The organism is Rhizobium sp. ZW T2_16, from assembly GCF_044987325.1.
Taxonomy (GTDB): Bacteria; Pseudomonadota; Alphaproteobacteria; order Rhizobiales; family Rhizobiaceae; genus Neorhizobium; species Neorhizobium cellulosilyticum.
On the sequence record NZ_JBJDRG010000002.1, the window covers coordinates 428,790 to 449,038 of the forward strand.

General features: G+C 59.8%; 23 protein-coding genes. 14 read left to right on the forward strand and 9 right to left on the reverse strand.

All coding sequences use genetic code 11. The features are described 5' to 3' along the window. The first annotated feature begins 280 nt into the window (after positions 1-280). The 3 genes from ACI3K0_RS07630 (at position 281) to ACI3K0_RS07640 (ending at position 3,104) form a co-directional block, all read left to right on the forward strand. A complete protein-coding gene (locus ACI3K0_RS07630; RefSeq protein WP_404945202.1) occupies positions 281-1,315 on the forward strand; it encodes an ABC transporter substrate-binding protein in 1,035 nt (344 codons plus the stop codon). A 185-nt stretch (positions 1,316-1,500) separates the two neighbouring features. Beyond that, positions 1,501-2,289, forward strand: coding sequence for an ABC transporter ATP-binding protein (locus ACI3K0_RS07635; protein ID WP_183684998.1), 789 nt, complete (start codon positions 1,501-1,503; stop codon positions 2,287-2,289). Continuing rightward, positions 2,286-3,104, forward strand: a complete 819-nt coding sequence (locus ACI3K0_RS07640; protein ID WP_404945203.1) for an ABC transporter permease — start codon at positions 2,286-2,288, stop codon at positions 3,102-3,104. The genes ACI3K0_RS07635 and ACI3K0_RS07640 overlap by 4 nt, the downstream gene beginning before the upstream one ends. Positions 3,105-3,161: 57 nt before the next feature. On the opposite strand, the gene ACI3K0_RS07645 is transcribed toward ACI3K0_RS07640, so the two are convergent. The 3 genes from ACI3K0_RS07645 to ACI3K0_RS07655 form a co-directional block, all read right to left on the reverse strand. Continuing rightward, positions 3,162-4,169, reverse strand: a complete 1,008-nt coding sequence (locus tag ACI3K0_RS07645) for an aldo/keto reductase (protein ID WP_404945204.1) — start codon at positions 4,167-4,169, stop codon at positions 3,162-3,164. A 26-nt stretch (positions 4,170-4,195) separates the two neighbouring features. Further along, positions 4,196-4,501: a putative quinol monooxygenase gene (locus ACI3K0_RS07650; RefSeq protein ID WP_404945205.1), complete on the reverse strand. Its 306-nt coding sequence runs from the start codon at positions 4,499-4,501 to the stop codon at positions 4,196-4,198. Positions 4,502-4,669: 168 nt separating this feature from the next. Further along, positions 4,670-5,467 carry a type 1 glutamine amidotransferase domain-containing protein gene (locus ACI3K0_RS07655; RefSeq protein ID WP_148145569.1) on the reverse strand — a complete coding sequence of 266 codons (798 nt, stop codon included), beginning with the start codon at positions 5,465-5,467 and terminating at the stop codon, positions 4,670-4,672. A 133-nt stretch (positions 5,468-5,600) separates the two neighbouring features. Here ACI3K0_RS07655 and ACI3K0_RS07660 point away from each other — a divergent pair, with 133 nt between their 5' ends. After that, a complete protein-coding gene (locus ACI3K0_RS07660; RefSeq protein WP_404945206.1) occupies positions 5,601-6,503 on the forward strand; it encodes a LysR substrate-binding domain-containing protein in 903 nt (300 codons plus the stop codon). 246 nt (positions 6,504-6,749) lie between these two features. Then, positions 6,750-7,733 carry a GGDEF domain-containing protein gene (locus ACI3K0_RS07665; RefSeq protein WP_404945207.1) on the forward strand — a complete coding sequence of 328 codons (984 nt, stop codon included), beginning with the start codon at positions 6,750-6,752 and terminating at the stop codon, positions 7,731-7,733. A 4-nt stretch (positions 7,734-7,737) separates the two neighbouring features. Here the strand turns inward: ACI3K0_RS07665 and ACI3K0_RS07670 are convergent, their stop codons facing one another. Further along, positions 7,738-8,610 (reverse strand): LysR family transcriptional regulator, encoded by an 873-nt coding sequence (locus tag ACI3K0_RS07670; RefSeq protein ID WP_183822642.1) that lies wholly within the window; start codon positions 8,608-8,610, stop codon positions 7,738-7,740. A gap of 104 nt (positions 8,611-8,714) precedes the next feature. Between ACI3K0_RS07670 and ACI3K0_RS07675 the strand changes: the two genes are divergently transcribed. Beyond that, positions 8,715-10,043, forward strand: coding sequence for an aspartate aminotransferase family protein (locus tag ACI3K0_RS07675; RefSeq protein ID WP_148145566.1), 1,329 nt, complete (start codon positions 8,715-8,717; stop codon positions 10,041-10,043). 230 nt (positions 10,044-10,273) lie between these two features. Here the strand turns inward: ACI3K0_RS07675 and ACI3K0_RS07680 are convergent, their stop codons facing one another. Next, complete coding sequence (locus tag ACI3K0_RS07680; RefSeq protein ID WP_404945208.1) at positions 10,274-11,305, reverse strand: acyltransferase family protein; 1,032 nt, start codon at positions 11,303-11,305, stop codon at positions 10,274-10,276. A gap of 161 nt (positions 11,306-11,466) precedes the next feature. Between ACI3K0_RS07680 and ACI3K0_RS07685 the strand changes: the two genes are divergently transcribed. From ACI3K0_RS07685 to ACI3K0_RS07695, 3 genes are all read left to right on the forward strand, one after another. Further along, positions 11,467-11,655: a hypothetical protein gene (locus ACI3K0_RS07685; protein WP_404945209.1), complete on the forward strand. Its 189-nt coding sequence runs from the start codon at positions 11,467-11,469 to the stop codon at positions 11,653-11,655. A gap of 179 nt (positions 11,656-11,834) precedes the next feature. Beyond that, positions 11,835-12,998: a pilus assembly protein TadG-related protein gene (locus ACI3K0_RS07690; RefSeq protein WP_404945210.1), complete on the forward strand. Its 1,164-nt coding sequence runs from the start codon at positions 11,835-11,837 to the stop codon at positions 12,996-12,998. A gap of 91 nt (positions 12,999-13,089) precedes the next feature. Beyond that, complete coding sequence (locus tag ACI3K0_RS07695) at positions 13,090-13,314, forward strand: hypothetical protein (protein WP_148145562.1); 225 nt, start codon at positions 13,090-13,092, stop codon at positions 13,312-13,314. Between the two features lie 92 nt (positions 13,315-13,406). On the opposite strand, the gene ACI3K0_RS07700 is transcribed toward ACI3K0_RS07695, so the two are convergent. Further along, positions 13,407-13,574, reverse strand: coding sequence for a Thivi_2564 family membrane protein (locus ACI3K0_RS07700; RefSeq protein ID WP_162713894.1), 168 nt, complete (start codon positions 13,572-13,574; stop codon positions 13,407-13,409). A gap of 193 nt (positions 13,575-13,767) precedes the next feature. On the opposite strand from ACI3K0_RS07700, the gene ACI3K0_RS07705 reads away from it, so the two are divergent. Further along, positions 13,768-15,240, forward strand: a complete 1,473-nt coding sequence (locus tag ACI3K0_RS07705; protein WP_404945211.1) for a protein adenylyltransferase SelO — start codon at positions 13,768-13,770, stop codon at positions 15,238-15,240. On the opposite strand, the gene ACI3K0_RS07710 is transcribed toward ACI3K0_RS07705, so the two are convergent. Further along, complete coding sequence (locus ACI3K0_RS07710) at positions 15,237-16,139, reverse strand: dihydrodipicolinate synthase family protein (protein WP_404945212.1); 903 nt, start codon at positions 16,137-16,139, stop codon at positions 15,237-15,239. The two genes, ACI3K0_RS07705 and ACI3K0_RS07710, sit on opposite strands and share 4 nt — an antisense overlap. Before the next feature lie 331 nt (positions 16,140-16,470). Here ACI3K0_RS07710 and ACI3K0_RS07715 point away from each other — a divergent pair, with 331 nt between their 5' ends. Beyond that, on the forward strand, positions 16,471-17,040 hold the full coding sequence (locus ACI3K0_RS07715) for a hypothetical protein (RefSeq protein ID WP_404945213.1): 570 nt from the start codon (positions 16,471-16,473) through the stop codon (positions 17,038-17,040). Then, the gene (locus tag ACI3K0_RS07720; RefSeq protein ID WP_404945214.1) at positions 16,991-18,517 is read left to right on the forward strand and encodes a DNA-packaging protein; all 1,527 of its coding nucleotides are present in this window, start codon (positions 16,991-16,993) and stop codon (positions 18,515-18,517) included. Before ACI3K0_RS07715 ends, ACI3K0_RS07720 begins: the two co-directional genes overlap by 50 nt. 48 nt (positions 18,518-18,565) lie before the next feature. On the opposite strand, the gene ACI3K0_RS07725 is transcribed toward ACI3K0_RS07720, so the two are convergent. Both ACI3K0_RS07725 and ACI3K0_RS07730 read right to left on the reverse strand, forming a co-directional pair. Then, on the reverse strand, positions 18,566-18,901 hold the full coding sequence (locus ACI3K0_RS07725; RefSeq protein WP_404945215.1) for a hypothetical protein: 336 nt from the start codon (positions 18,899-18,901) through the stop codon (positions 18,566-18,568). Positions 18,902-18,928: 27 nt separating this feature from the next. Continuing rightward, entirely contained in the window at positions 18,929-19,051 is a 123-nt protein-coding gene (locus tag ACI3K0_RS07730) for a hypothetical protein (protein WP_281422902.1), read from the reverse strand. A 173-nt stretch (positions 19,052-19,224) separates the two neighbouring features. Between ACI3K0_RS07730 and ACI3K0_RS07735 the strand changes: the two genes are divergently transcribed. Both ACI3K0_RS07735 and ACI3K0_RS07740 read left to right on the forward strand, forming a co-directional pair. Continuing rightward, entirely contained in the window at positions 19,225-19,893 is a 669-nt protein-coding gene (locus tag ACI3K0_RS07735; protein ID WP_183822626.1) for a hypothetical protein, read from the forward strand. A gap of 37 nt (positions 19,894-19,930) precedes the next feature. Continuing rightward, positions 19,931-20,239, forward strand: coding sequence for a Dabb family protein (locus ACI3K0_RS07740; RefSeq protein WP_183822624.1), 309 nt, complete (start codon positions 19,931-19,933; stop codon positions 20,237-20,239). Positions 20,240-20,249 lie beyond the last annotated feature (10 nt).

Consider the following 20,249-nt stretch of genomic DNA (forward strand, 5'->3'; position numbering starts at 1 on the left):
GCATTCTTCGTCCTCCAGTTGGAGAAAATAGGCCAAATGCCCGGCTCGGCAAATCTATTTTAGAATCCGCTTTTATTCTTTTCCGTCACAGTTAACCGACAGCTGATGATAGGGCGTGTTTTCCGCGCCAGGCTGCGGGAACGGCTGGCTCAAAGCCAATGTCTCCAGAATTGTGATTTGAAAATAAGCACGCGAAATATTGATGATAAAATGTGCAGGGATACTTGCGCGGTTGGCGATTTGTCGTTTTCTATGGGTCAATAACAACCAGCAGGGGAACATGATGCTGACTCGTAGATATCTGACTAAATTGGCCGCCCTGGCCACGGTGGCCTTGGGCACCGGTTTCTCCGGCGCGGCCTTTGCCGAAACCAACATCAAGTTCACGCTCGACTGGAAATTCGAAGGCCCGGCCGCCGGCTTCCTGCTTGCCGTGGACAAGGGATATTTCAAGCAAGAGGGTCTGAACGTCACCATCGACACCGGCAATGGCTCGGTGGAGGCGATCCCGCGCGTCGCGACCGGCACCTACCAGATGGGTTTCGGCGACATCAACTCGCTGATCAAGTTCCTCGACGAGGATCCGTCGCAGAAGGTCAAGGCGGCGATGATGATCTACGAGCGCCCGACCTTCGCGGTCGTCGGCCGCAAGTCGCTCGGCGTCACCACCGATCCGAAGTCGCTGGAAGGCAAGAAGCTCGGCGCACCGCCGCCGGATGGCGCATTCGCCCAGTGGAAGGCCTTCAAGCAGGTGGCAAAAATCGACGACAGCAAGATCACCATCGAGTCGATCGGCTTCCCGGTGCGTGAGCCGATGCTGGCCAAGGGCGATGTCGATGCCGTCTTCGGTTTCGCCTTCTCGGTCATCCTCAACCTGAAGGCTCAGGGCATCGCCGATGACGATATCGCGACCATCCTGATGGCCGAACACGGCTTGAATCTTTATGGCAACTCGGTCCTGGTAAATACCGATTTTGCCAAGGAAAACCCGGAAGCCGTGAAGGGTTTCATGAAGGCGCTGGCCAAGGGCTTTGCCGCCGCTGTCGCCAACCCGAAGGAAGGCGTCGATGCCGTGTTGAAGCGCAACGAGACGCTTAACCCGGATATCGAGATCCAGCGCCTGAACATGGCCAACGCCATGAACATCAAGACGCCTTACGTCGTTGAAAACGGTTTCGGCGGCGTCGACATGGCAAGGCTCTCCGCTTCGATCGATACGCTCAAAATCTCGATGGGCCTCAAGGGCGCTGTCAAGGCCGAGCAGGTCTTCGACGGCAGCTTCCTGCCGGCAAAGGCGGAGCGGATGCTGCCGTAAGGACAGAGGAAAGTCCCCGCCCCAACCCCCTCCCCACAAGGGGGAGGGGCTTAACCCGGCCGCACCCTCTACGCTTGATTTTGCCGGTCGTGGTGCCGCGTGTTCAACCCTCCCTCTTGTGGGGAGGGTGGCCGGCAGGCGGGAGGGGTTTTCGCGACAAGATTGTTCGATCAAGGAAATTCTGATTGGCACACCTCGTTTCCATCGATGATGTCGACATGCGTTATGGCGGCGCGGAAGGCACGCTTGCTGTTTCCGGCCTCACCATGCGCGTCGACAAAGGCGATTTCGCCGCCGTTGTCGGCCCGTCCGGCTGCGGCAAGTCCACGCTGATGAAGCTCGTCACCGGCCTGCATATCCCGCAGGTCGGCACGGTTATCGTCGCCGGCCAGCATGTGACGCAACCCGTCTCGATCGTCGGCATGGCCTTCCAGAACCCCACCATGCTGCCTTGGCGCACGACGCTGGAAAACATCCTCCTGCCGCTCGAAATCGTCGAAAGGCACCGCCACCGTCTGCGCGCCAACAAGAAGGAATACGTGGAGAAAGCCGAGCATCTGCTTGAACTCGTTGGCCTCAAGGGGTTTGGCGAAAAATTCCCCTGGCAGCTTTCCGGCGGCATGCAGCAGCGCGCCAATCTGTGCCGCGCCCTCATCCACGAGCCGGAACTCCTGATGCTTGACGAGCCTTTCGGCGCGCTCGATGCCTTCACCCGCGAGGAGCTGTGGTGCGTCATCCGCGATCTTCACGCGGCACAGGGCGTCACCATTGTGCTCGTCACCCATGACCTGCGCGAAGCGGCCTTTCTTGCCGACAAGATTTTCGTCATGAGCGCGCGGCCGGGCCGTATCCTGAAAGAGCATCGCGTGCCCTTCGAGCGGCCGCGTGATCTCGAGATCATGTATGAGACGAGGTTCAACGACCTCGTGCACCAGCTGCACGGCGAGATCGCGCAGGCGAGGGCGGTAGCATGACCACCACGACAGAGAATTCCAACCCTCCAGCGGTCGTCGCAAAACAGCCCGCCCGCATCAACTGGGTCAAGGCGGCACCGTGGCTTTTCACGCTTGGGCTGTTTCTCTTCTGGGAACTATTGGTGCGCGGCCTCGGCACGCCGGTCACCATCCTGCCTGCCCCGAGCCGCATCTTTCAGGCCGTGGTGCAATACTGGTCGCCGCTTCTGAAAAACTCGGCCCAGACGCTGTTCACCACCACGCTCGGTTTCGGCCTGGCGGTGGTCGGCGGTCTGGCGATCGGTCTGTTCATCGGCTGGTCGAAGACCATCTATGCCGGGCTTTACCCGATCATGATCGGCTTCAACGCCATCCCCAAGGTCGCCGTCGTGCCGATCCTCGTCATCTGGTTCGGCATCGGCACCATTCCTGCCGTCATCACCGCCTTCCTGATCTCCTTCTTCCCGATCGTCGTGAATGTCGCGACGGGTCTGGCGACGATCGAGCCGGAGACGGAGGATGTGCTGCGGGCACTCGGAGCAAAGAAGCTGGACATCATGCTGAAGGTCGGTATTCCGCGCTCGATGCCCTATTTCTTCGGCTCGCTGAAGATCGCTATCACGCTTGCCTTCGTCGGCTCGGTCCTGAGTGAAACCGTCGCCTCCAATTACGGCCTCGGCAACATGATGGCCTCGGCCCAGAGCCAGTTCAACGTGCCGCTGGTGTTTGCCGGTCTGCTCGCACTCGCAGTCGAAGGCATCGCCATGTATTCGCTGATGGCGTGGATCGAACGCCGCATGACCGGCTGGGCGCATCGCTCGACCATGGCCAACTGAGAATAAGGAATGCCCCAACGGAGACCTGCCGGGGCATGAACTTCAAGGCTATGCGGCTCAGACCGGCAGCGGTGCCGCGGGGTTCACCAGCTTTTCCGCCCGCAATTCCTGCCAGAAATCGGCCGGTATGGCCTCCTTCAAGGCCGCGCTGTCCTCGGCGATGCGCGAGGGCTGGCTGGCCCCGGGAATGACGGCGGCAACGGCCGGGTTGGCGAGTGAGAACTGCAGGCCGGCGGCCTTCATGCTCACCTGATGGCGGTCGGCAATCGCCTTGATCTTCGCGATCTTCGCAGCCATGTCAGGCTTGATCGGCGCATATTCGAAATTCGGTCCGCCAACCAGAGCGCCCGAGCTATAAGGCCCGCCGACGACGACACCCAGGCCCCGCTCTGCCACCATCGGCATCACCCGCTGCAAGGCCTTGTCATGGTCGAGCAGCGTGTAACGGCCGGCAAGCAGGAAGGCATCGGGCTTCGGTTCGTCCAGTTCGAGCACCAGTTCGATTGGCTCGACCTTGTTGACGCCAAGTCCCCAGGCCTTGATCACCCCTTCGTTGCGCAACCGGTCGAGTGCCTTGAAGGCACCATTTCGGGCCTCCTCGAACTTTTCCAGCCACCGGTCGCCCCAGAAATCCTGCGCCAGATCATGCACGAAGGCGATCTCGATATGGTCGGTCTTCAGTCTTTCCAGGCTCTGCTCGATCGAACGCAACGTGCCGTCATGGCTGTAGTCGTTGACCACCTTGTTCGGCAGACCGTGGCTGAACACGCCGGCCTTTTCGCCCTGCTCGCGGGCGCTGACATCCTCGATCTCGTCGAGAATGTAGCGGCCGACTTTGGTCGAGATCACATACTGGTCGCGCGGCTTGTCCTTGAGCGCATCGCCCATGCGGATCTCGGCAAGGCCCGCGCCATAGAAGGGAGCGTTATCGTAATAACGGATGCCGTCGGTCCAGGCGGCTTCCACCGTGGCGCGCGCCTCATCCTCGGGAATATCGCGAAACATGTTGCCGAGCGGGGCTGCGCCAAAACCGAGCCTGCTCGGCAGAATATCCTTGAGTGCCATGGGGTCTATCCTTCTTTTCAGGGGTGTCAGCCGAGATTGACGGGAGTGACCACATAGGCGGACCGCTCGGCCAGGCTGTTGATCTTTGAGGCGTAGTTTTTGAAATGGGGCGTCTCGCGATGCGCTTCAACCGCATCCGCATCGATATAGAGTTCATCGAGGATAAAGCGTTCGGGGTTCGCCCGGTCCTGCCAGACATCCCAGCGCAGATTGCCCGGCTCGGAACGGCAGGAAGGTGCGGTGTCGGCAAGCAGCGCCCGTAATTCAGCGGCCTTGCCGGGCAGGGCGGTGAGTATGGCGATGATTTTGGCATTGTTGGTTTCGGTGCTCATGGCGTGTTCCTTTGGGTGAGCCGTCGCGCGTTTAAAAAGTCCCCTCCCAACCCTCCCCACAAGGGGGAGGGCTTAACCCGGTCGACCCGCCGTGGCTTAATTGGGACAGGCGGTCGCCCCAGGAAAGCCGGCAGGCCAGAGGGGTATTTCTGCCAAGTATGTTTACTGTCACGCAGCCAGCCTGCGATCCAGTGCCTCGATCAGTGCTGCGGCGATCGGGTGGTCGGAACGCGGGTTCTGGCCGGTGATCAGTTCGCGGTCGATGACGACATTCGGTTCGAAATCGATCTTGGTCTTGCTTACATCACCACCTGCCGCCGTCAGCGCCTCGATCATGTTGAAATAGAGTTTGGCGTGTAGAACATAGTCCTCGACGACCTTTTCTTCCGTGTCGGAAAAGACTGTCATCTTGTAGCCCGCATATTGCCAGCCCTTGGCCCATTCGCGCGCCTTGGCCTCATCGCCTGCCACCAGTGCCGAGCGGAATTCGCGGGCATGCGGCATGGCGGCGACAGTCGCTATCGGGCCGTGGCACAGATAGGCGGAAGGCTTGCCCTTTTCGTGGAAATGCCTTGCGATTTCGCCCATGTCGGGGTCGATCATCAGGTCGACAACCGGGCCCTGGCCGCCGGGAACGAAGATAGCCGCAAAATTGTCGAGCCCCTGTTCTATTGCGCCGCGCAGCGTCAGGCCGCTGTTCATCGACGTGTCGTTTGCCCAGAAGGCCTTGGCCTTTTCGTAAGCCGCGACATCGCCACCGAAATGCTCCGCACTGTCGGATGCCTCGTCCATATGCGGCTTCGCTCCGTTCGGCGTCGCCAGCACGACCTCGTAACCGGCATCGATCAATGCCAGCATCGGCACCACGGTTTCGTTGAGATATTGACCGGTCGCACCCGTGCGGCCGTCTTTGGTTTCGATCCGGGTCGCATTGGACCCGATGACCAGTACCTTGCCCTTGCTCATCGTCTCTCTCCTTCGAGTTGTGTTGTCCGTTTTGGACAGCCTGACGATGCGCCATCTCGACACATTTCGGAAATTTATTTAATTTATTCCAGACATAATCAATGCGTTATAACTGAATAGGCGTTGTGTTTGAATGAGATACGACCTCAACCTGTTGCCGGTCTTCGTCGTGCTGATGGAGGAGCGCAATGTCACCCGCGCCGCTGAACGCCTCGGCATCACCCAGCCGGCGCTGTCCAACACGCTCAACCGGTTGCGCGAGACCTTTCGCGATCCGCTTTTCGTACGCGAGCGATATGGCATCCGGCCGACGGAACTCGCAGAAGAGATCGCCCCTGCGATTGTGGAGGCGCTGGCGAAGCTGGATGATGTCATACTCGGCCAGCAGAACTTTGACCCGCTGACTGCCGAGCGGCTGTTCACCATCGCACCCAACGATTATGTGGAATTCGTGCTGGTGCCGGCCATCGTCGAGCGGCTGCGCCAGGTGGCGCCTGGCATCCGGCTGCGGCTCACTGCCTTCGGCAGCGATATCGCCGAGACGGGCGTGATGTCCGGCACGACGGCAATGGTGCTGGGAAGGCTCACCGATCCTCCGGATAATCTCGTCGTCCAGCATCTGATGGAGGATGGACTTGCCTGCGTTGTCCGTGCCGATCATCCCGATATCGGCGACAGCATCTCCAAGGAGCAATATGAGCGGCTGAAACATGTCAACATGCTGCCGCCCGGCCGGTTGCGTGCCGGCCTGTTCCAGTCTCTGGAGCGGCAGGGGCTGAAGCGTGAGGTGGCGGTGTCCGTCACGCATTTCCTCTCCATTCCGGAACTTGTCGCCGTCACTGATTACTGCACCACGCTTCCGGCATTGATCTGCCGGCGTATTGCGCTCGATCCGCGGCTGAAGGTGCTTCCCCCGCCAGTGGATCTCGGCACCTTTCCCGTCCAGATGGCCTGGCATGTCCGCCACCGCAACGACCCGGCGCATCGCTGGCTGCGTGGGTTGATCGGTGACGTTGCCAGGGAGTTGGCGCGCTGAATATCAGCTATGCCTTCATTCGAATTCTGAATACTGCGGATATCTATATCAACGAGAAGCGACATATGTCCGAAAGGGTCGCTGTGTGACTGTCCGGGCTGCCTATCGGAATGGTTATTTGGCGAAAGCAATATGGCCATATCCTGCCCTAGGCAGACCCGCAGAAACTGACGATAATCCAAAAGATTGCAGAGATGAGGGGCTGAACCCGCCATAACCGATCTTTCATAGGTATCGGATATACCGATGCCGACCAGTTACACTATTCCTGAGGGCATGAAGGCCTTGGACGACGACAAAACGATGTTGCAGGCCGTCCGGCTGATGGAAGCCGCTGACGTCTGCGTGGCGCTCTATGACGACCAGGATCGGCTGCGTTATGCCAACCGTGCGTTTCGTGCGGCATGGTTCATCGAAGAAGGTGAACATCCGCTCTGGTCGGAGTTGATGCGTCGAAATTTCCACGCAAGGCGCGGCACCGTCATCAAGGTCGAAAATTTCGAGGCATGGCTGGCGTCCACCATCTCCCGGCGCGGCAAGGCAGGTTTTCGCGCCTTCGAAACGGACCTCCACGATGGCCGCTGGTTGTGGATGACGGAGACGACGCAGGATGATGGCTGGATGCTCTGCGTGGCGAGCGACATCACCTCAATCCGCCCCGACGAGCGTGCCTTGCGGCAGGACCGCGACGACGCGATCAAGGCTTCCCATACCGACGAACTGACCGGTATTCCGAGCCGCCGTTTCGTCATGGCAAAGCTCAACGATCTTCTCGCTATGCGTGACGAGGGTAACGTCAACGGGCTGCATTGGGGGCCCGTAGGCTGTATCGCCGTGCTCGACATCGACAATTTCAAATATATCAACGACCGTTTCGGCCATTCGGTCGGGGATGCGGTGCTGAAGGATTTCGCCGCCACCTTGCAGAGCTACGTCCGCAAGACGGATGTCCTCGGCCGTGTCGGCGGAGAGGAGTTCGTTCTCATCCTTCCCAATACCACCGCGGAAAATGCCGAGGTGATCGTCGGGCGCATGCTTGAGGCAGTCAGGCTGTCTCGGCCTCTGCCGGATCAGGTCAGTTTTCGCTACACGTTCTCCGCCGGCATCGCCTGCGCCGAAAGAAACGAGAAGGCTGACGACCTCTATCGCCGTGCCGACCTCGCGCTCTACGCCGCCAAGATGCGCGGTCGCAACCAGATCAGCCTCGATACGGCGGCGCGAGTGGGGTGAAAGATCAAAGACCCCGCACCGTCGCCGCAGGATCCCTGAGCGATGGCAGGTGACGGCGGATATGCTCTCCCAGCATCGCGGCAGCGGAGGACGGGCGGCTTTCGGAAAACTCAAGCGCTATACCGATCGTCGGCAGACGCGGCAGCCCATGCTCGATGATGTGAAGGTCAGGCGGCACCGCCGTTTTTGTCAGTACGCTGACCGCATGGCCTGCGCGAGTAATCGCGATCAGCCCAGCAAGACTGTCGCTGGCAAACGCTACTCGATAACGGCGGTTGACGGCCTCCATCGCGTCACAGGCGGCGCGGTAATCGAGTGTTGTCGGTGCCGATAGCGCCAGCGGCAGGATCTCGTTGGACAGCAGCTGCGTATCCGGCCTGTCCGCCACCCAGACGAAGCGCTCCTGCCGGATCACCGCGGCATCATCCGCATCGGGCAGCGATACCAGCGCCATGTCGATCTGCCGGCGCTGGATGAGCGGCCGAAGCCCGATCGTCGGAGCGCAGACAAGCCTCAGCTCCACTTGCGGATTGGCAGCGCAAAAGCGTTTCAGCAGCTCCGGCAGGAAAGCGATCGAATAATCCTCCGGACATCCGAGGCTGACCGCCCCCTTCAGCGCCAGCCCGCCCATATCTGCCAGGATCTCGTCATGCCGCGCGATCAGCTGTTCGGCATGGGCCAGCAGTCTCTCGCCTGCCGCAGTCAACCGCATGCCGGCGCCGGTGCGCTGCAGAAGCGGCTGACCGACCTCGGCCTCCAGCCGCTGCATCTGCATGCTGAGTGCGGATTGGGTGCGCCCGACTTGGTTGGAGGCAAGGCTGATCGAACCCGTGCGGGCAACGACGACGAAGTTTTTCAGAAGCGCGAGATCAAGCATGGCAATATCAGGAAAATGGATATCGGATTAAAATACTATCAATTGGACTGAGGTGCCAGTGGCTTGTTACCCTCCCGGCCAATCAATCACAATGGGGAACCGTCATGGAAAACGCCGCCAGAAACCTCACGTCGCGCAATGACGATCCGGCCTTCTGGGCCGATGCCGACAAGCACCTGACCCGTTACGGGCCGGCCTTCGAGGACGTCATCATCGAACGCGCTGAGGGCAGCTTCGTCTACGATGCCGATGGCCGCGCGATTCTCGACTTCACCTCCGGCCAGATGAGCGCCGTGCTCGGCCACACCCACCCGGATATCGTGGCGACGGTAAACCGCCAGATGGCCTCGGTCGCGCATCTGTTCTCCGGCATGCTGTCACGTCCGGTGGTGGAGCTGGCTGCAAGGCTCGCCGCGCTCGCCCCGGGCCTCGACCGTGTCCAGTTGCTGACAACGGGTGCCGAATCCAACGAGGCGGCCATCCGCATGGCGAAGCTCGTGACCGGCGGGCACGAAATCGTTGCCTTCGCCCAGAGCTGGCATGGCATGACCGGAGCTGCGGCTTCCGCCACCTACAGTGCAGGTCGCAAGGGATATGGTCCGGTCTCGGCCGGCTCCTTCGTCATCCCGGCACCGAATGCCTATCGCCCGCGCTTCAGGAACCCGGACGGATCGAACGACTGGCAGGCCGAGCTAGACGATGCGTTCCATCTGATCGACAATCAGTCGACCGGCAATCTCGCCGCCTTCATCGCCGAACCGATCCTGTCTTCCGGCGGAATTCTCGAACTGCCGCTCGGTTATCTCGCGGCCTTGAAGAAGAAGTGCGAGGAGCGCGGCATGCTGCTTATCCTCGACGAGGCACAGACCGGCGTCGGCCGCACCGGCAACATGTTCGCCTTCCAGCGTGACGGCGTGACGCCCGATATCATGACGCTGTCGAAGACGCTCGGCGCCGGCCTTCCGCTTGCCGCTGTCATGACAAGCGCGGAAGTGGAGCAGAAAGCATTCGAGAAGGGGTTCCTCTTCTACACGACCCACGTATCGGACCCGCTGCCGGCTGCTGTCGGTGTGACCGTGCTGGATGTGATGGCACGTGACAATCTGGTCCAGCAGGCGATAACGCGCGGCAAACGCCTGAAGGACGGGCTGTTGGCGCTTCAGCAGCGTTTCGAATGCATCGGCGACGTGCGCGGCCGCGGTCTTCTGCTCGGGCTGGAAGTGGTGACCGACCGCCACACCAAGGCGCCCGGTTTCGAGCTTGGCGCGAAGATCATGGAAGAAGCGATGGTTCGTGGCCTTTCTATGAACATCGTCAAGCTGCCCGGCATGGGCGGCGTCTTCCGCATCGCTCCGGCGCTAACCGTTTCGGACGCCGAGATCGACCGCGGCGTCGAGATCATGGCGGACGCGATCGTGGCGGCTCAAGGATAGCCGATAGACGGAAGACCGCTCGGAGACACGGCCGGGCGCAAACCTCCAAATGACGAATATCGACCGTATCCTGCCCATGCGGCAGGATACGGCATGAGGGCTGATGAGCCGCGGGCCTAATCTATTCGGCATCCTCAAGGGGGCGTTTCACACAAAGTGCCACCCTCGCCATTACTTGGTTCTGAGTATCCTCCCAGTGCAACCATCGTGCTTCTGGATGGATGAGGCGATCACGTCTTTATCGTTTTCGGTGACCTGCGGAGGAATGGCCGTTCCACGAGGATCCAGCTGAAATAACCAGCCATATAGGCCAAGGGCAGGCTCAGCGCGATCATCATCGCTGGCGATTGGACACCAACGAAATAGAGAAGGGTGCCCGAAATCGGCCAGCCATATAGATACACTCCGTAGGAAACGTCGTCGTCAGCGTTTATCCGCGATATCGCCTCTGATTTTACTGCAAAGGAGAACCAGAAGATCAGATAGCCGCCAAAGACGGCGAAGGATGCGATTTCGAATTGTTCAAGGAACATCATCACGACCAGAGCGGTGGTGCTGGCAATGGCAAGGGTATTGGTGAACGGAATTTCCCGGCGGAACAGATAGAAGCACGCGCCGACAGAGAAGTTTGCAAACAGACGAACGCTTTCGGAATAATAACCGGTGAAAAATGCGATCCTGTTCGGGATCTGGATATCCAAAGGCATCATCGTCATGAGAAGCAGTGCCGCCGATATCGCAGCAAAGGCAAAGCGTTTTCGGCTCAGACCGACGAGGCCGACGAGCAAGGCGAATATGTAGCAACGGAATTCGTAAGAGATCGTCCAAAGCGAACCGTTCAGGATTTCATAGGGTAATCCTATGAAGCCGGGTTGCGAGGGGCCGTGAAGTGTTACGATTTCCAGGGTGAGACGAAACAGATCACCCATCCCGTAATAACCGATTGCAGCGCCTGTCAAAGGTGCAAGCGCCAGGCAAATAAAGACCGCAACCAGATAACCCGGATAGATACGCAAAGCGCGTTTTTTCAGAAATGAAATTGGGTTGCTGGAGCGGTCGTAACTCTGAGTGATCAGATAACCGCTAAGAAGAAAGAACCCGTCCACAGCAAGCTCCGCGAATGTCCGCGCTCCAAGCGCGCCAGACAATATTTCTCGGGATCTATTGCCGTCGATGATCTCTGACGCGTGAGAGACTATTACGAGAGAAGCAAACAGCAGTCGAAGAAAACCAATGTTGTTGGCATGCAGTGTCTGTTGCATAATATACCCGCTTCATTAATAATATAAATTCTTATTGTTTTGCGGGCTGAAAGTGTCAAGTTCAGTATACAAAATCCTTTTTATAGCATTAATGCCGGTGCCCTGAGCTGCGTCAGCTTGTGAGCCGGGCCGGTTTCAGCATGCTTTCGAGGAGGGCGGCCATGATGGCCGAAAGCGTCATTGCTGCGGGAGATATCCTGATGATCCGGCGTGTCTATTGCCAGCTTCGGGCGGAAGGGTGGGAGGACGCGGGCGATCCACGGCGTCTGGCCGCCAATCTCATCTATCTCTACAAGATCGGAGTGAGGCAGGAAAAGCAACTGCTTGAGCTTGCGCCCTATCTCACCTGAGGTGGCCGGGAGCCCGGTATTCCCATTGCAGAACAACGTCTTGAGTTCCGATTATCTTTAATTAAGCAAGTTTGAATGTATGGCGACACGAATAACGCTTCTTTGCGTTAAATGCCGTCATGCTAATATTCGATAGAGCCAATCACAGCATCGTTTCCGACCCGGCTGGCAACTTCGGGATGATGACTGCGCTCATCCTGCCCATGTTGCTGGGAGGCGCCGGGCTGGCGGTCGACACCGCCAATCTGATGGTTTCGAAACGCCAGTTGCAGGAGGCGACGGATGCCGCAGCCCTTGCCGTTTCAGGTGCCATGGCCAACGGTTCCGATACCGCGGCCGGCCAGAAGCTCGGCAAGGACTTTCTGGCGGGCCAGTTAGCCAATTATATGAACACCACCGACACCGCGACGATCAAGAACGCGACGACGGTGGTAATCGTCACCAACACGGATGCATCGACGGGGGCCAAGAGCTATTCGGTCTCGGTAACCTCCTCTGCCGATATTCCGCTGACGCCGCTTACCAGTTTTTTCGCCGGGCGAACCTATCCCGTAAATGCCTCGAGCAACACGATATCGGGCACCGGAAGCGGTACTGGTGCTGACGGAGCGGCTGCGGCAAGCAACGGCATATCGATGGAAATCCTGCTCGATGAATCGGCTTCGATGGCGGAGAACACGACGACGGTGAAGGGCACGAAATGCGTCATCAACCTGCTCGGCATCTGTATCGGCCAGCAGACTGTTTATGTGACCAAGGTGGAAGCGCTGAAACAGGCTGCAGCCACGATGTTTGACGCCCTCGACAAATCCGATCCCAAGACCCGCTTCGTCCGCACCGGCACGATCTCCTATACCAACGGCATCAAGGGCCAGTCGGCGGTCGCCTGGGGAACGACGGCTGCAAGGAACTACGTCAATGCCATGACGCTTAACCCGGTTGGTGGAACGGACGCGACGGCGGCGGTGACCACCGCGACCTCCAACATCAAGAGCAACATCTACGGCACCGATACCGAGAGCGTCGAGCAGGCCAAGAAAGGCAACAAGACATCGGATCGCATCATGATCCTGATGACCGATGGTGATATGACCGGCAATAGCGTGGACTGGAGCCAAAGGCTGGACCAGAACGTACGTGACGGATGCGCGGCCGCAAAGACGGCGGGAATAAAGATCTACACCGTCGCCTTCATGGCGCCGCCCAAAGGGCAGGAACTGTTGAAATACTGCGCCTCTGCCGCTGGCAACTATTACGAACCCAACACGATGGAAGCCCTGGTTGCATCGTTCAAGTCGATTGCCGACAACGCGATCAAGCCGGTGAACCGACTGACCAACTAGCCTGCCTTTAGCATTTCCTCCCGCGTCACGCGGGAACCGGACGGCGACCTTCCTGTTCTAACCTTCAGAGGCACAAAGGAAAGGGATGCATATGGTTGAGGCACATGGAGAAAAGACGCAGGCTCTGGAACTGGCCGAGGAATATCGCAGGCTCGGCGGAACGCGGCTTGCCAAGCTCGACGATAATTTCGTCACCACCCGAAAGTGGGAAGACGAACCTGAGGAGGCATCACGCTTCTGGCACGACCGGGTGGAAATTCTCGATGACAAGCGTCAGGCGGAGGTCGTCACCCATCTGAAATCCATGAATTCCTGACATTTCGAGATAGCAGGCTCCCAAGGCGAAAGCCGCCATTGCCCGGGCGGACCCAAGTGATCCGTCCGGGCAAGTGGTTCGGTCGGGAAGGGCTAGAACACCGCCAGATATTTCAGAAGCGAAATGATGCCGATGATGATGACGACAACCCGCACGATCTGGCGGACCTTTGCGTCAAGCGGCAGCATGTTGACAAGATAAAGTACCAGCACGATCACGAGGAAAGTGATCAGGATGCTGATCAGAAGCGACAAACCCATAGCCCCAGTCTCCATAATTTGCGGCGCGTCCTGCGCCGATCACGAAACTGTAATTATGAGACGATGCGGAAAAGGAAAGGGTGCTCAATAAGATAGTGTGAGCGCTTTATCATTCGGTCCGGACAGGCACAGATGTTTCGGCTTGTTCCTCGCCTGCTATTTCCCATATTGGGCGAAAAGGCCCATATGCCCGATGGAGACATGCTTGTTCCACTTCGACAACTCCTATGCCCGTCTGCCCGACAGGTTCTACGCTTCGGTTTATCCCGAGCCGGTCGAGGGGCCGAAGCTGATCATGTTCAACGAGGCTTTGGCGAAAGAGCTTGGCGTCGAGGCCGATCTTTCCGATCCGGATCGGCTGGCGGCGACATTTTCCGGCAACGTGGTGCCGCAAGGGGCGATGCCGCTTGCGATGGCTTATGCCGGCCACCAGTTCGGCAGTTTCGTGCCGCAGCTCGGCGACGGCCGTGCGATCCTGCTGGGCGAAGTGGTGGATCGAGGCGGTATTCGTCGCGATATCCAGCTTAAAGGCGCAGGCCCGACGCCATTTTCACGCCGTGGCGACGGCCGTGCGGCTTTGGGACCAGTACTGCGGGAATATATCGTCTCCGAGGCCATGGCTGCGCTCGGCATTCCTGCGACACGGGCGCTGGCGGCGGTGACGACCGGCGAGCAGGTCTATCGCGAGACGGTGGAGCAGGGTGCGGTCTTCGTTCGTGTCGCGGCAAGCCATGTGCGGGTCGGTACCTTCCAGTTCTTTGCTGCGCGCGGCGACACGGATGGCATAAGTGAACTGGCCGACTATGTTATCGACCGGCATTATCCCGAGTTGAAGGCCGCCGAGAACCCGTATGCGGCACTGTTGCAGGCCGTGGCATTCCGGCAGGCGGAGCTGATCGCGCGCTGGCTCGGCGTCGGTTTCGTCCATGGGGTGATGAACACCGACAACATGACCATATCGGGGGAGACGATCGACTTCGGCCCTTGCGCCTTTCTCGACGAATATCATCAGATGAAGGTGTTCTCCTCGATCGATCATGGCGGCCGTTACGCCTATCGCAACCAGCCGGGTATCGGCCAGTGGAATATCGCCAGACTGGCGGAATGCCTGCTGCCGGTAATCGACGCGGATCAGGACAGGGCAGTCGACGCGTCGAACGAGGTTCTGAGAGAGTTCGGCGAGCGGTTTCAGGCGGAATGGATCAAGGTGTTCAGGGCCAAGATCGGGCTTTCGAGTGAAGCCGATGATGATGGAGAACTGGTACAGCAGCTGCTTTCGGCAATGCAGGATCAAGAGGCGGATTTCACGCTTGTTTTCCGTGGTTTGGCGGATGCGGCAGAAGGGCTGGACGAACGGTTCCTGAGCCAGTTCGCCGATCCTTCCAAGGCTGCGGAATGGCTGGGACTGTGGCGCGATCGGCTGGCGCAGGAGCCTCAAGGTGACGCTGGCCGTGCCGACGCGATGCGGGCCGTCAATCCGGCGATCATCCCGCGCAACCACCGCATTCAAGAGGCGATTTCGGCTGCCAATTATGGCGACTTTTCCTTCTTCACCCGACTGCTCGCAGCACTCGAAAAGCCCTATGAGGAGCGTCCCGGATTTGCCGATTACATGACGCCGCCAACACCTGAAGAAAGGGTGACGCGAACCTTCTGCGGGACCTAGTCCTTCAGAAGTGAGATGGCTGCTTCGATATCCCGAACGGCCTCCGAACCCAGCGGCAGGACGGGGCGCGGCGGCTGGGCTTTGGTGATGCCCATGAGGTTCGCGGCCGCATAGACCACGCGCAGGCTGCCATGCGTCTTGAACAGCTGCCAGAGAGGGTGGAAGGAGGTATCCAGCCGCTTCGTTTCTTCCGCGTTGCCGCTGATCGCCGCGCGGGTCAGGGCCAGCGCGGGCTTGGGGAACAGACCGGCGACGACGCTGTACCAGCAATCCGCACCGGCCAGCAGTGCATGCGGGCACTCCCAGTCACCGCTATAGCCAATGGCGAAATTGGCCGGTGTGGCGGCTCTCAATCGAGCGATCTCGCCTGAAAAATCGCCGCCCTTCGGCAGCGGCATTTTCACCGCGCTGACATTGGCAAGGCCAGCCAGGCGCCCGATCAGTGCCTCGCTGAAAGAAAAATGCGTGGTTGACGGGTTGTTGTAGATCGAAAGCGGCAGATCGGTTGCGGCGGCGACCGCTTCGAAATGGCGAAACGCCTCTTCCTCGGTGAGCGGCGTGTATGAGACCGGCGCAAGAAGCAGCGCGTGGGCGCCGGCTGCTGCCGCATCGCGGGCAAGCGCCACCGCATCGTCGGTGCGCAGAGTGCCGACGCCGACGATCAGCGGGAGCTTGCCGCCAACGCATTCGACCGCGGCTCCCACCGCCCGGCGGCGTTCCTCGCGGGAGAGGTACATATAGGTTCCGGTGCTGCCGAGAAGACCGATCGAATTCGTCTTCGCTTCGACAATGCGCGAAAGCAGTCGCTGCAGGGCATCGGTATCAACGCGGCCGGCTTCGTCAGCAGGCGTCAGCGGGAAGGCGGAAAGGCAGGTAAAGGCGGGCGGTGTGGTCGGCATCGAATTCTCCGGCGAAACGAATGGGTGGCCACTATGAGCGATTGCACCACGATCGCAAGGGCTTAAGACGACAGGGCAGAGAGCGTCTCCGCCTATTTATGAAAAATACCAAGATAGGAAAATAATCCTTGACGGCGTAACGGTGCTTTGATAGGGTTCAGGCATAGTCGAAGAACTGCGCTTGAGGGCGGGGGGCTTCGAAGGGTGCGCGCCTATAGTTGAGCGCGCCAGGTCTTGAGCAACATTCTAATCCCACATTGCGATACGGGAACGAAACGCTGCAGCCGAAGAGGCTGGCGGCGATTTGCCTGTGCGCTTCATGGAGCCTGCCATGGATGAATTCGACAGTTTCGATCCGGGCCTGTTCGGCATCTGGCGGGATCGACCGGCCTATGGCGACGAGATGCCAACGGAGGATGCCGTGCTGGCGGATGAAGTGCGGATTGCGCTGGAGATCAAGTCGGCGGATGGCGGCGTTTCTGCGAGCGACGAACTGCGCAAGCTATTAAACGACATGACGGTGGAGATGCGCGAGCAGTTTTCCACCTTCCGCAAGATGCGCGAGAGCGCGGCGGGCGCTCTGACGGATGGCGACGAGGCGGCGCAGAAGCTGGCGCGCGCCGACGTGAAGGCGGCGACCGACGCCATGAGCCTGATCGTGCGCACGCTCGAAAAGGTCGACAGTCTTCAAAGGCAGCTGGCGCGGGATCGCGAGATCGAGGCCGAGCGCGTGGCCGATGAGGGCGGCTATGGAGAGGCGAAAGACCGCCTTCAGCGGCTGATAGCGGACAAGGCGGATGAACGGGCCAAAAGTCTTCTTGCTACCTGGATCCGAAACGGCGCTGCCTCTGATGCCGAGCCTCGACGAGCGGGCACCGATCCGCCATCGGGCACGGGCTGAGCGTCGTGCACGGGCATCCGACGCGAGGCGTCTCGCCAAGCAGAAAAGTCGTATCGCTGCCCAACATCAGGCAGGCATGCAGGGTATCGACGAGCAGCATGAGAGTGAATGCATGGCGGTCACCAGCGCGGAAAACATATTGGCGCGAGGGGCAAGCCATGCGCATGAAATAGAAACGGCTGAAGCATCTTCGACAGCGGCGACGCAACCTTCCGCGGTCGTCGAGGTGGAGGGGCTTGTCGTACCGGCACGGTTCGTCTCTCGCTATGAACGGGACTGGGACGTCAACGGTCGACCGGAACAGAGGCCGCCCGCAGGTGACTGGCGCACGTGGCTGGTCATGGGCGGACGCGGATCGGGCAAGACGCGGGCCGGGGCCGAATGGGTGCATAAGCTGGCTTCTGCCGGGGAGCGGTCCGATCTGAGGATCGCGCTGGTGGCGGAAACGCTGGGTGACGCCCGCGAGGTGATGATCGACGGCGTATCCGGTATCTGCCGGATTGCGCGCGACAAGTCTCCGGACTTTGAAATCTCGCGGCGCCGGCTTGTCTGGCCGAACGGGGCGGTGGCGCAGATATTTTCCTCCGAGGACCCGGAGGCGCTGCGCGGGCCGCAGTTTCATTATGCGTGGTGCGACGAGATCGGGAAATGGAAACATGCCGAAGAGACTTTCGACATGCTGCAGTTCGGCCTGCGGCTGGGCAACGATCCGCGGCAGCTGGTGACGACGACGCCGCGGCCGGTGCCGGTATTGAAGCGGCTGATCGCCGATCCTTCGACGCGGCTGGTTAAGATTGCCACCGGCGACAACCGGCAAAACCTGGCGCCGGGTTTTATCGAGGCGCTGGAGCGCCGGTATGGCGGCACGAGGCTGGGCCGGCAGGAACTGGCTGGCGAGCTGATCGAGGACCGCGAGGACGCGCTGTGGCGCCGCTCGGAGATCGAGGCCTGCGTGATCCGGGTCATGCCGGCCTTAAGGCGGATCGTCGTTGCGGTCGATCCGCCCGCAGGCATAGGACAGAATTCCTGTTGCGGCATCGTCGTGGCCGGGCTGGAGCCGGAGGGGCGGGCCGTTGTGCTGGCGGATTGTTCCGTTGAGGGCGCAACGCCTGCCCAGTGGGCGCAGTCTGTCGTGAGGGCCTATCGGCGCTTTGCCGCCGACAGGATCGTCGCCGAGGTCAACCAGGGCGGTGAGATGGTGACGGCGATGCTCCGAAGTGTCGACGTGGCGCTGCCGATCACCATGGTCAGGGCGACGCGGGGAAAGTTTCTGCGGGCCGAGCCGGTGGCGGCGCTCTACGAACAGGGAAGGGTGGCGCATGCAGGACGGTTTATCGAACTGGAGGACCAGATGTGTGATTTTGGTCCCGATGGGCTGTCATCGGGGCGTTCACCTGACAGGCTGGATGCGCTGGTCTGGGCGCTGACGGCGCTGGTTCTGGAAGGGCAGGGCGAACCGCGGGTACGGGGGATATGATGCAATGCGCTTTAGGGTCAAAACTCAATCAGGATAGGGGTTTTAACCCTAGAGCGTGCAGCTTTCGGCAAGGTCCTTGTAAAGCCGAGCCTCGGTCTGCCTTCTCAGCGCTTCACCGTTGCGGCCCGGCCCGAAACACCGATCGCCGGGTCTTATCTGTTCGGCAATGAGCGCGGCGCGCTCGCGATAGAACAGGCATTGTTGGTTTCGCGGCAGTGATGACAGCCGCAAGAGAGTTTGTTCGGATTGCTGCATTCGGCGTGAATGCTCGGCTTGTCGCGGAGCGCAGGATGGATCTATGGCCACCCTGACCAGCATGCTTGCACCAAACAAAAGCACCGTTCCCATAAGGACCGGTGCCACGTAGTTACGCCATCCGGACATCGGCGATATCCGGATGGGTTATATGGCTCAGCGCTGGTTCGGCTGGCGGGAATTGTTTTCCTGCATCTGCTTCCATTCGGATTCCATGCGATCCAGAACTTCCTGCGGGATCGGTTTCGAAGGGGCTGCCTGAGCGGGCTGCGGCATCATCATGATCTCCTTTTTTGTTGCGCTGCACCATCATGGAAAAGCGTCGACATAACGTCGCATGGCCATATTGGTTCCATAGCTCGAGACAAAAGTAAATTAGCCTTTAAGTCGTTAAAACGATTTAGTTTTCTTAAACCGATTGAAAGTCGCAACACGGTGAAGGCGAGCGGTAAATGGGTAAGCTTAACAATGCGGCGGAACGTCGCATTTTCTTCGACGAGGTGCGCAAGAGCCTGTTTTCCGGGTGTCTGAAGCAGCGCGAGGTTAACGGGCTCAATACGATTCTCGACGGATGGACGAAACTGAGCGTGGCCGTTCGAAAGTCTGCAGGTGGCGACGATGCGCTGGCCTATGTGCTGGCGACAGCCTTCCATGAGACGGCGGCGACGATGCAGCCGGTGCGCGAGACGCTGGCGCTCAATGATGAGGAAGCGATTGCCCGGCTGGAAAAAGCCTTCAAGGCGGGTCGGCTTCCCGCGGTGAAGACACCCTATTGGCGGCCGGATGCCGAGGGCAGGACCTGGCTTGGCCGCGGCTTCGTGCAACTGACACATCGGAGAAATTACGAGGCGATGTCGGCACTGACCGGGATCGATCTCGTTTCCGAGCCTGGGCGTGCGATGGAGATGGGCGTTGCGGTCGCGATCCTTGTCAGTGGCATGCTCGAGGGCTCGTTTACCGGCCGCAGGCTCGGCGATTATTTCGCTGACGGCAGGAGAGACTGGACCGATGCGCGAAAGATCGTCAACGGAACGGACCGGGCGGAACTTGTGGCCGGATACGCCAAGGCATTCCGGCTGGCTTTGCCGAGGCGCATTGATGCGGGCGGGGACGCGTGTTAGCAGGCAGCTTGTCTGAATGAGGTGCTGCGGAGTTTCGATGATACGCCATATCGTGTTTTTCACGGCCACGTCCGAAAATCTCGAGGATGTCCGGGCAGGGCTTTCAATGCTGACCGCAAACCCGCATGCATCGCTTCTGGAAATCGGCACGAATGTAAAAACCGACCAGTGGGACCGGGAAGTCGACTTCGTCGTCTACGGCGAGTTCGAAAACGAGGCGGCGCTGGCAGCCTACAAGGCGCATCCGATCTATCATAAATCGACTGAAACCGTGCGGCCGCTTCGCGAGATGCGCATTGCTGCAGACTATGACAGCGACAAGGCGGTAAAGACGCCGCTCAGGTAGGCTCAGTCTT

Coding starts and splice junctions, on each gene's coding strand:
- ACI3K0_RS07630 (WP_404945202.1), top strand. CDS start 281: ATGATGCTGACTCGTAGATATCTGACTAAATTGGCCGCCCTGGCCACG.
- ACI3K0_RS07640 (WP_404945203.1), top strand. CDS start 2,286: ATGACCACCACGACAGAGAATTCCAACCCTCCAGCGGTCGTCGCAAAA.
- ACI3K0_RS07645 (WP_404945204.1), bottom strand. CDS start 4,169: ATGGCACTCAAGGATATTCTGCCGAGCAGGCTCGGTTTTGGCGCAGCC.
- ACI3K0_RS07650 (WP_404945205.1), bottom strand. CDS start 4,501: ATGAGCACCGAAACCAACAATGCCAAAATCATCGCCATACTCACCGCC.
- ACI3K0_RS07655 (WP_148145569.1), bottom strand. CDS start 5,467: ATGAGCAAGGGCAAGGTACTGGTCATCGGGTCCAATGCGACCCGGATC.
- ACI3K0_RS07660 (WP_404945206.1), top strand. CDS start 5,601: ATGAGATACGACCTCAACCTGTTGCCGGTCTTCGTCGTGCTGATGGAG.
- ACI3K0_RS07665 (WP_404945207.1), top strand. CDS start 6,750: ATGCCGACCAGTTACACTATTCCTGAGGGCATGAAGGCCTTGGACGAC.
- ACI3K0_RS07670 (WP_183822642.1), bottom strand. CDS start 8,610: ATGCTTGATCTCGCGCTTCTGAAAAACTTCGTCGTCGTTGCCCGCACG.
- ACI3K0_RS07675 (WP_148145566.1), top strand. CDS start 8,715: ATGGAAAACGCCGCCAGAAACCTCACGTCGCGCAATGACGATCCGGCC.
- ACI3K0_RS07680 (WP_404945208.1), bottom strand. CDS start 11,305: ATGCAACAGACACTGCATGCCAACAACATTGGTTTTCTTCGACTGCTG.
- ACI3K0_RS07685 (WP_404945209.1), top strand. CDS start 11,467: ATGATGGCCGAAAGCGTCATTGCTGCGGGAGATATCCTGATGATCCGG.
- ACI3K0_RS07690 (WP_404945210.1), top strand. CDS start 11,835: ATGATGACTGCGCTCATCCTGCCCATGTTGCTGGGAGGCGCCGGGCTG.
- ACI3K0_RS07695 (WP_148145562.1), top strand. CDS start 13,090: ATGGTTGAGGCACATGGAGAAAAGACGCAGGCTCTGGAACTGGCCGAG.
- ACI3K0_RS07700 (WP_162713894.1), bottom strand. CDS start 13,574: ATGGGTTTGTCGCTTCTGATCAGCATCCTGATCACTTTCCTCGTGATC.
- ACI3K0_RS07705 (WP_404945211.1), top strand. CDS start 13,768: ATGGAGACATGCTTGTTCCACTTCGACAACTCCTATGCCCGTCTGCCC.
- ACI3K0_RS07710 (WP_404945212.1), bottom strand. CDS start 16,139: ATGCCGACCACACCGCCCGCCTTTACCTGCCTTTCCGCCTTCCCGCTG.
- ACI3K0_RS07715 (WP_404945213.1), top strand. CDS start 16,471: ATGGATGAATTCGACAGTTTCGATCCGGGCCTGTTCGGCATCTGGCGG.
- ACI3K0_RS07720 (WP_404945214.1), top strand. CDS start 16,991: ATGCCGAGCCTCGACGAGCGGGCACCGATCCGCCATCGGGCACGGGCT.
- ACI3K0_RS07725 (WP_404945215.1), bottom strand. CDS start 18,901: ATGTCCGGATGGCGTAACTACGTGGCACCGGTCCTTATGGGAACGGTG.
- ACI3K0_RS07730 (WP_281422902.1), bottom strand. CDS start 19,051: ATGATGCCGCAGCCCGCTCAGGCAGCCCCTTCGAAACCGATCCCGCAG.
- ACI3K0_RS07735 (WP_183822626.1), top strand. CDS start 19,225: ATGGGTAAGCTTAACAATGCGGCGGAACGTCGCATTTTCTTCGACGAG.
- ACI3K0_RS07740 (WP_183822624.1), top strand. CDS start 19,931: ATGATACGCCATATCGTGTTTTTCACGGCCACGTCCGAAAATCTCGAG.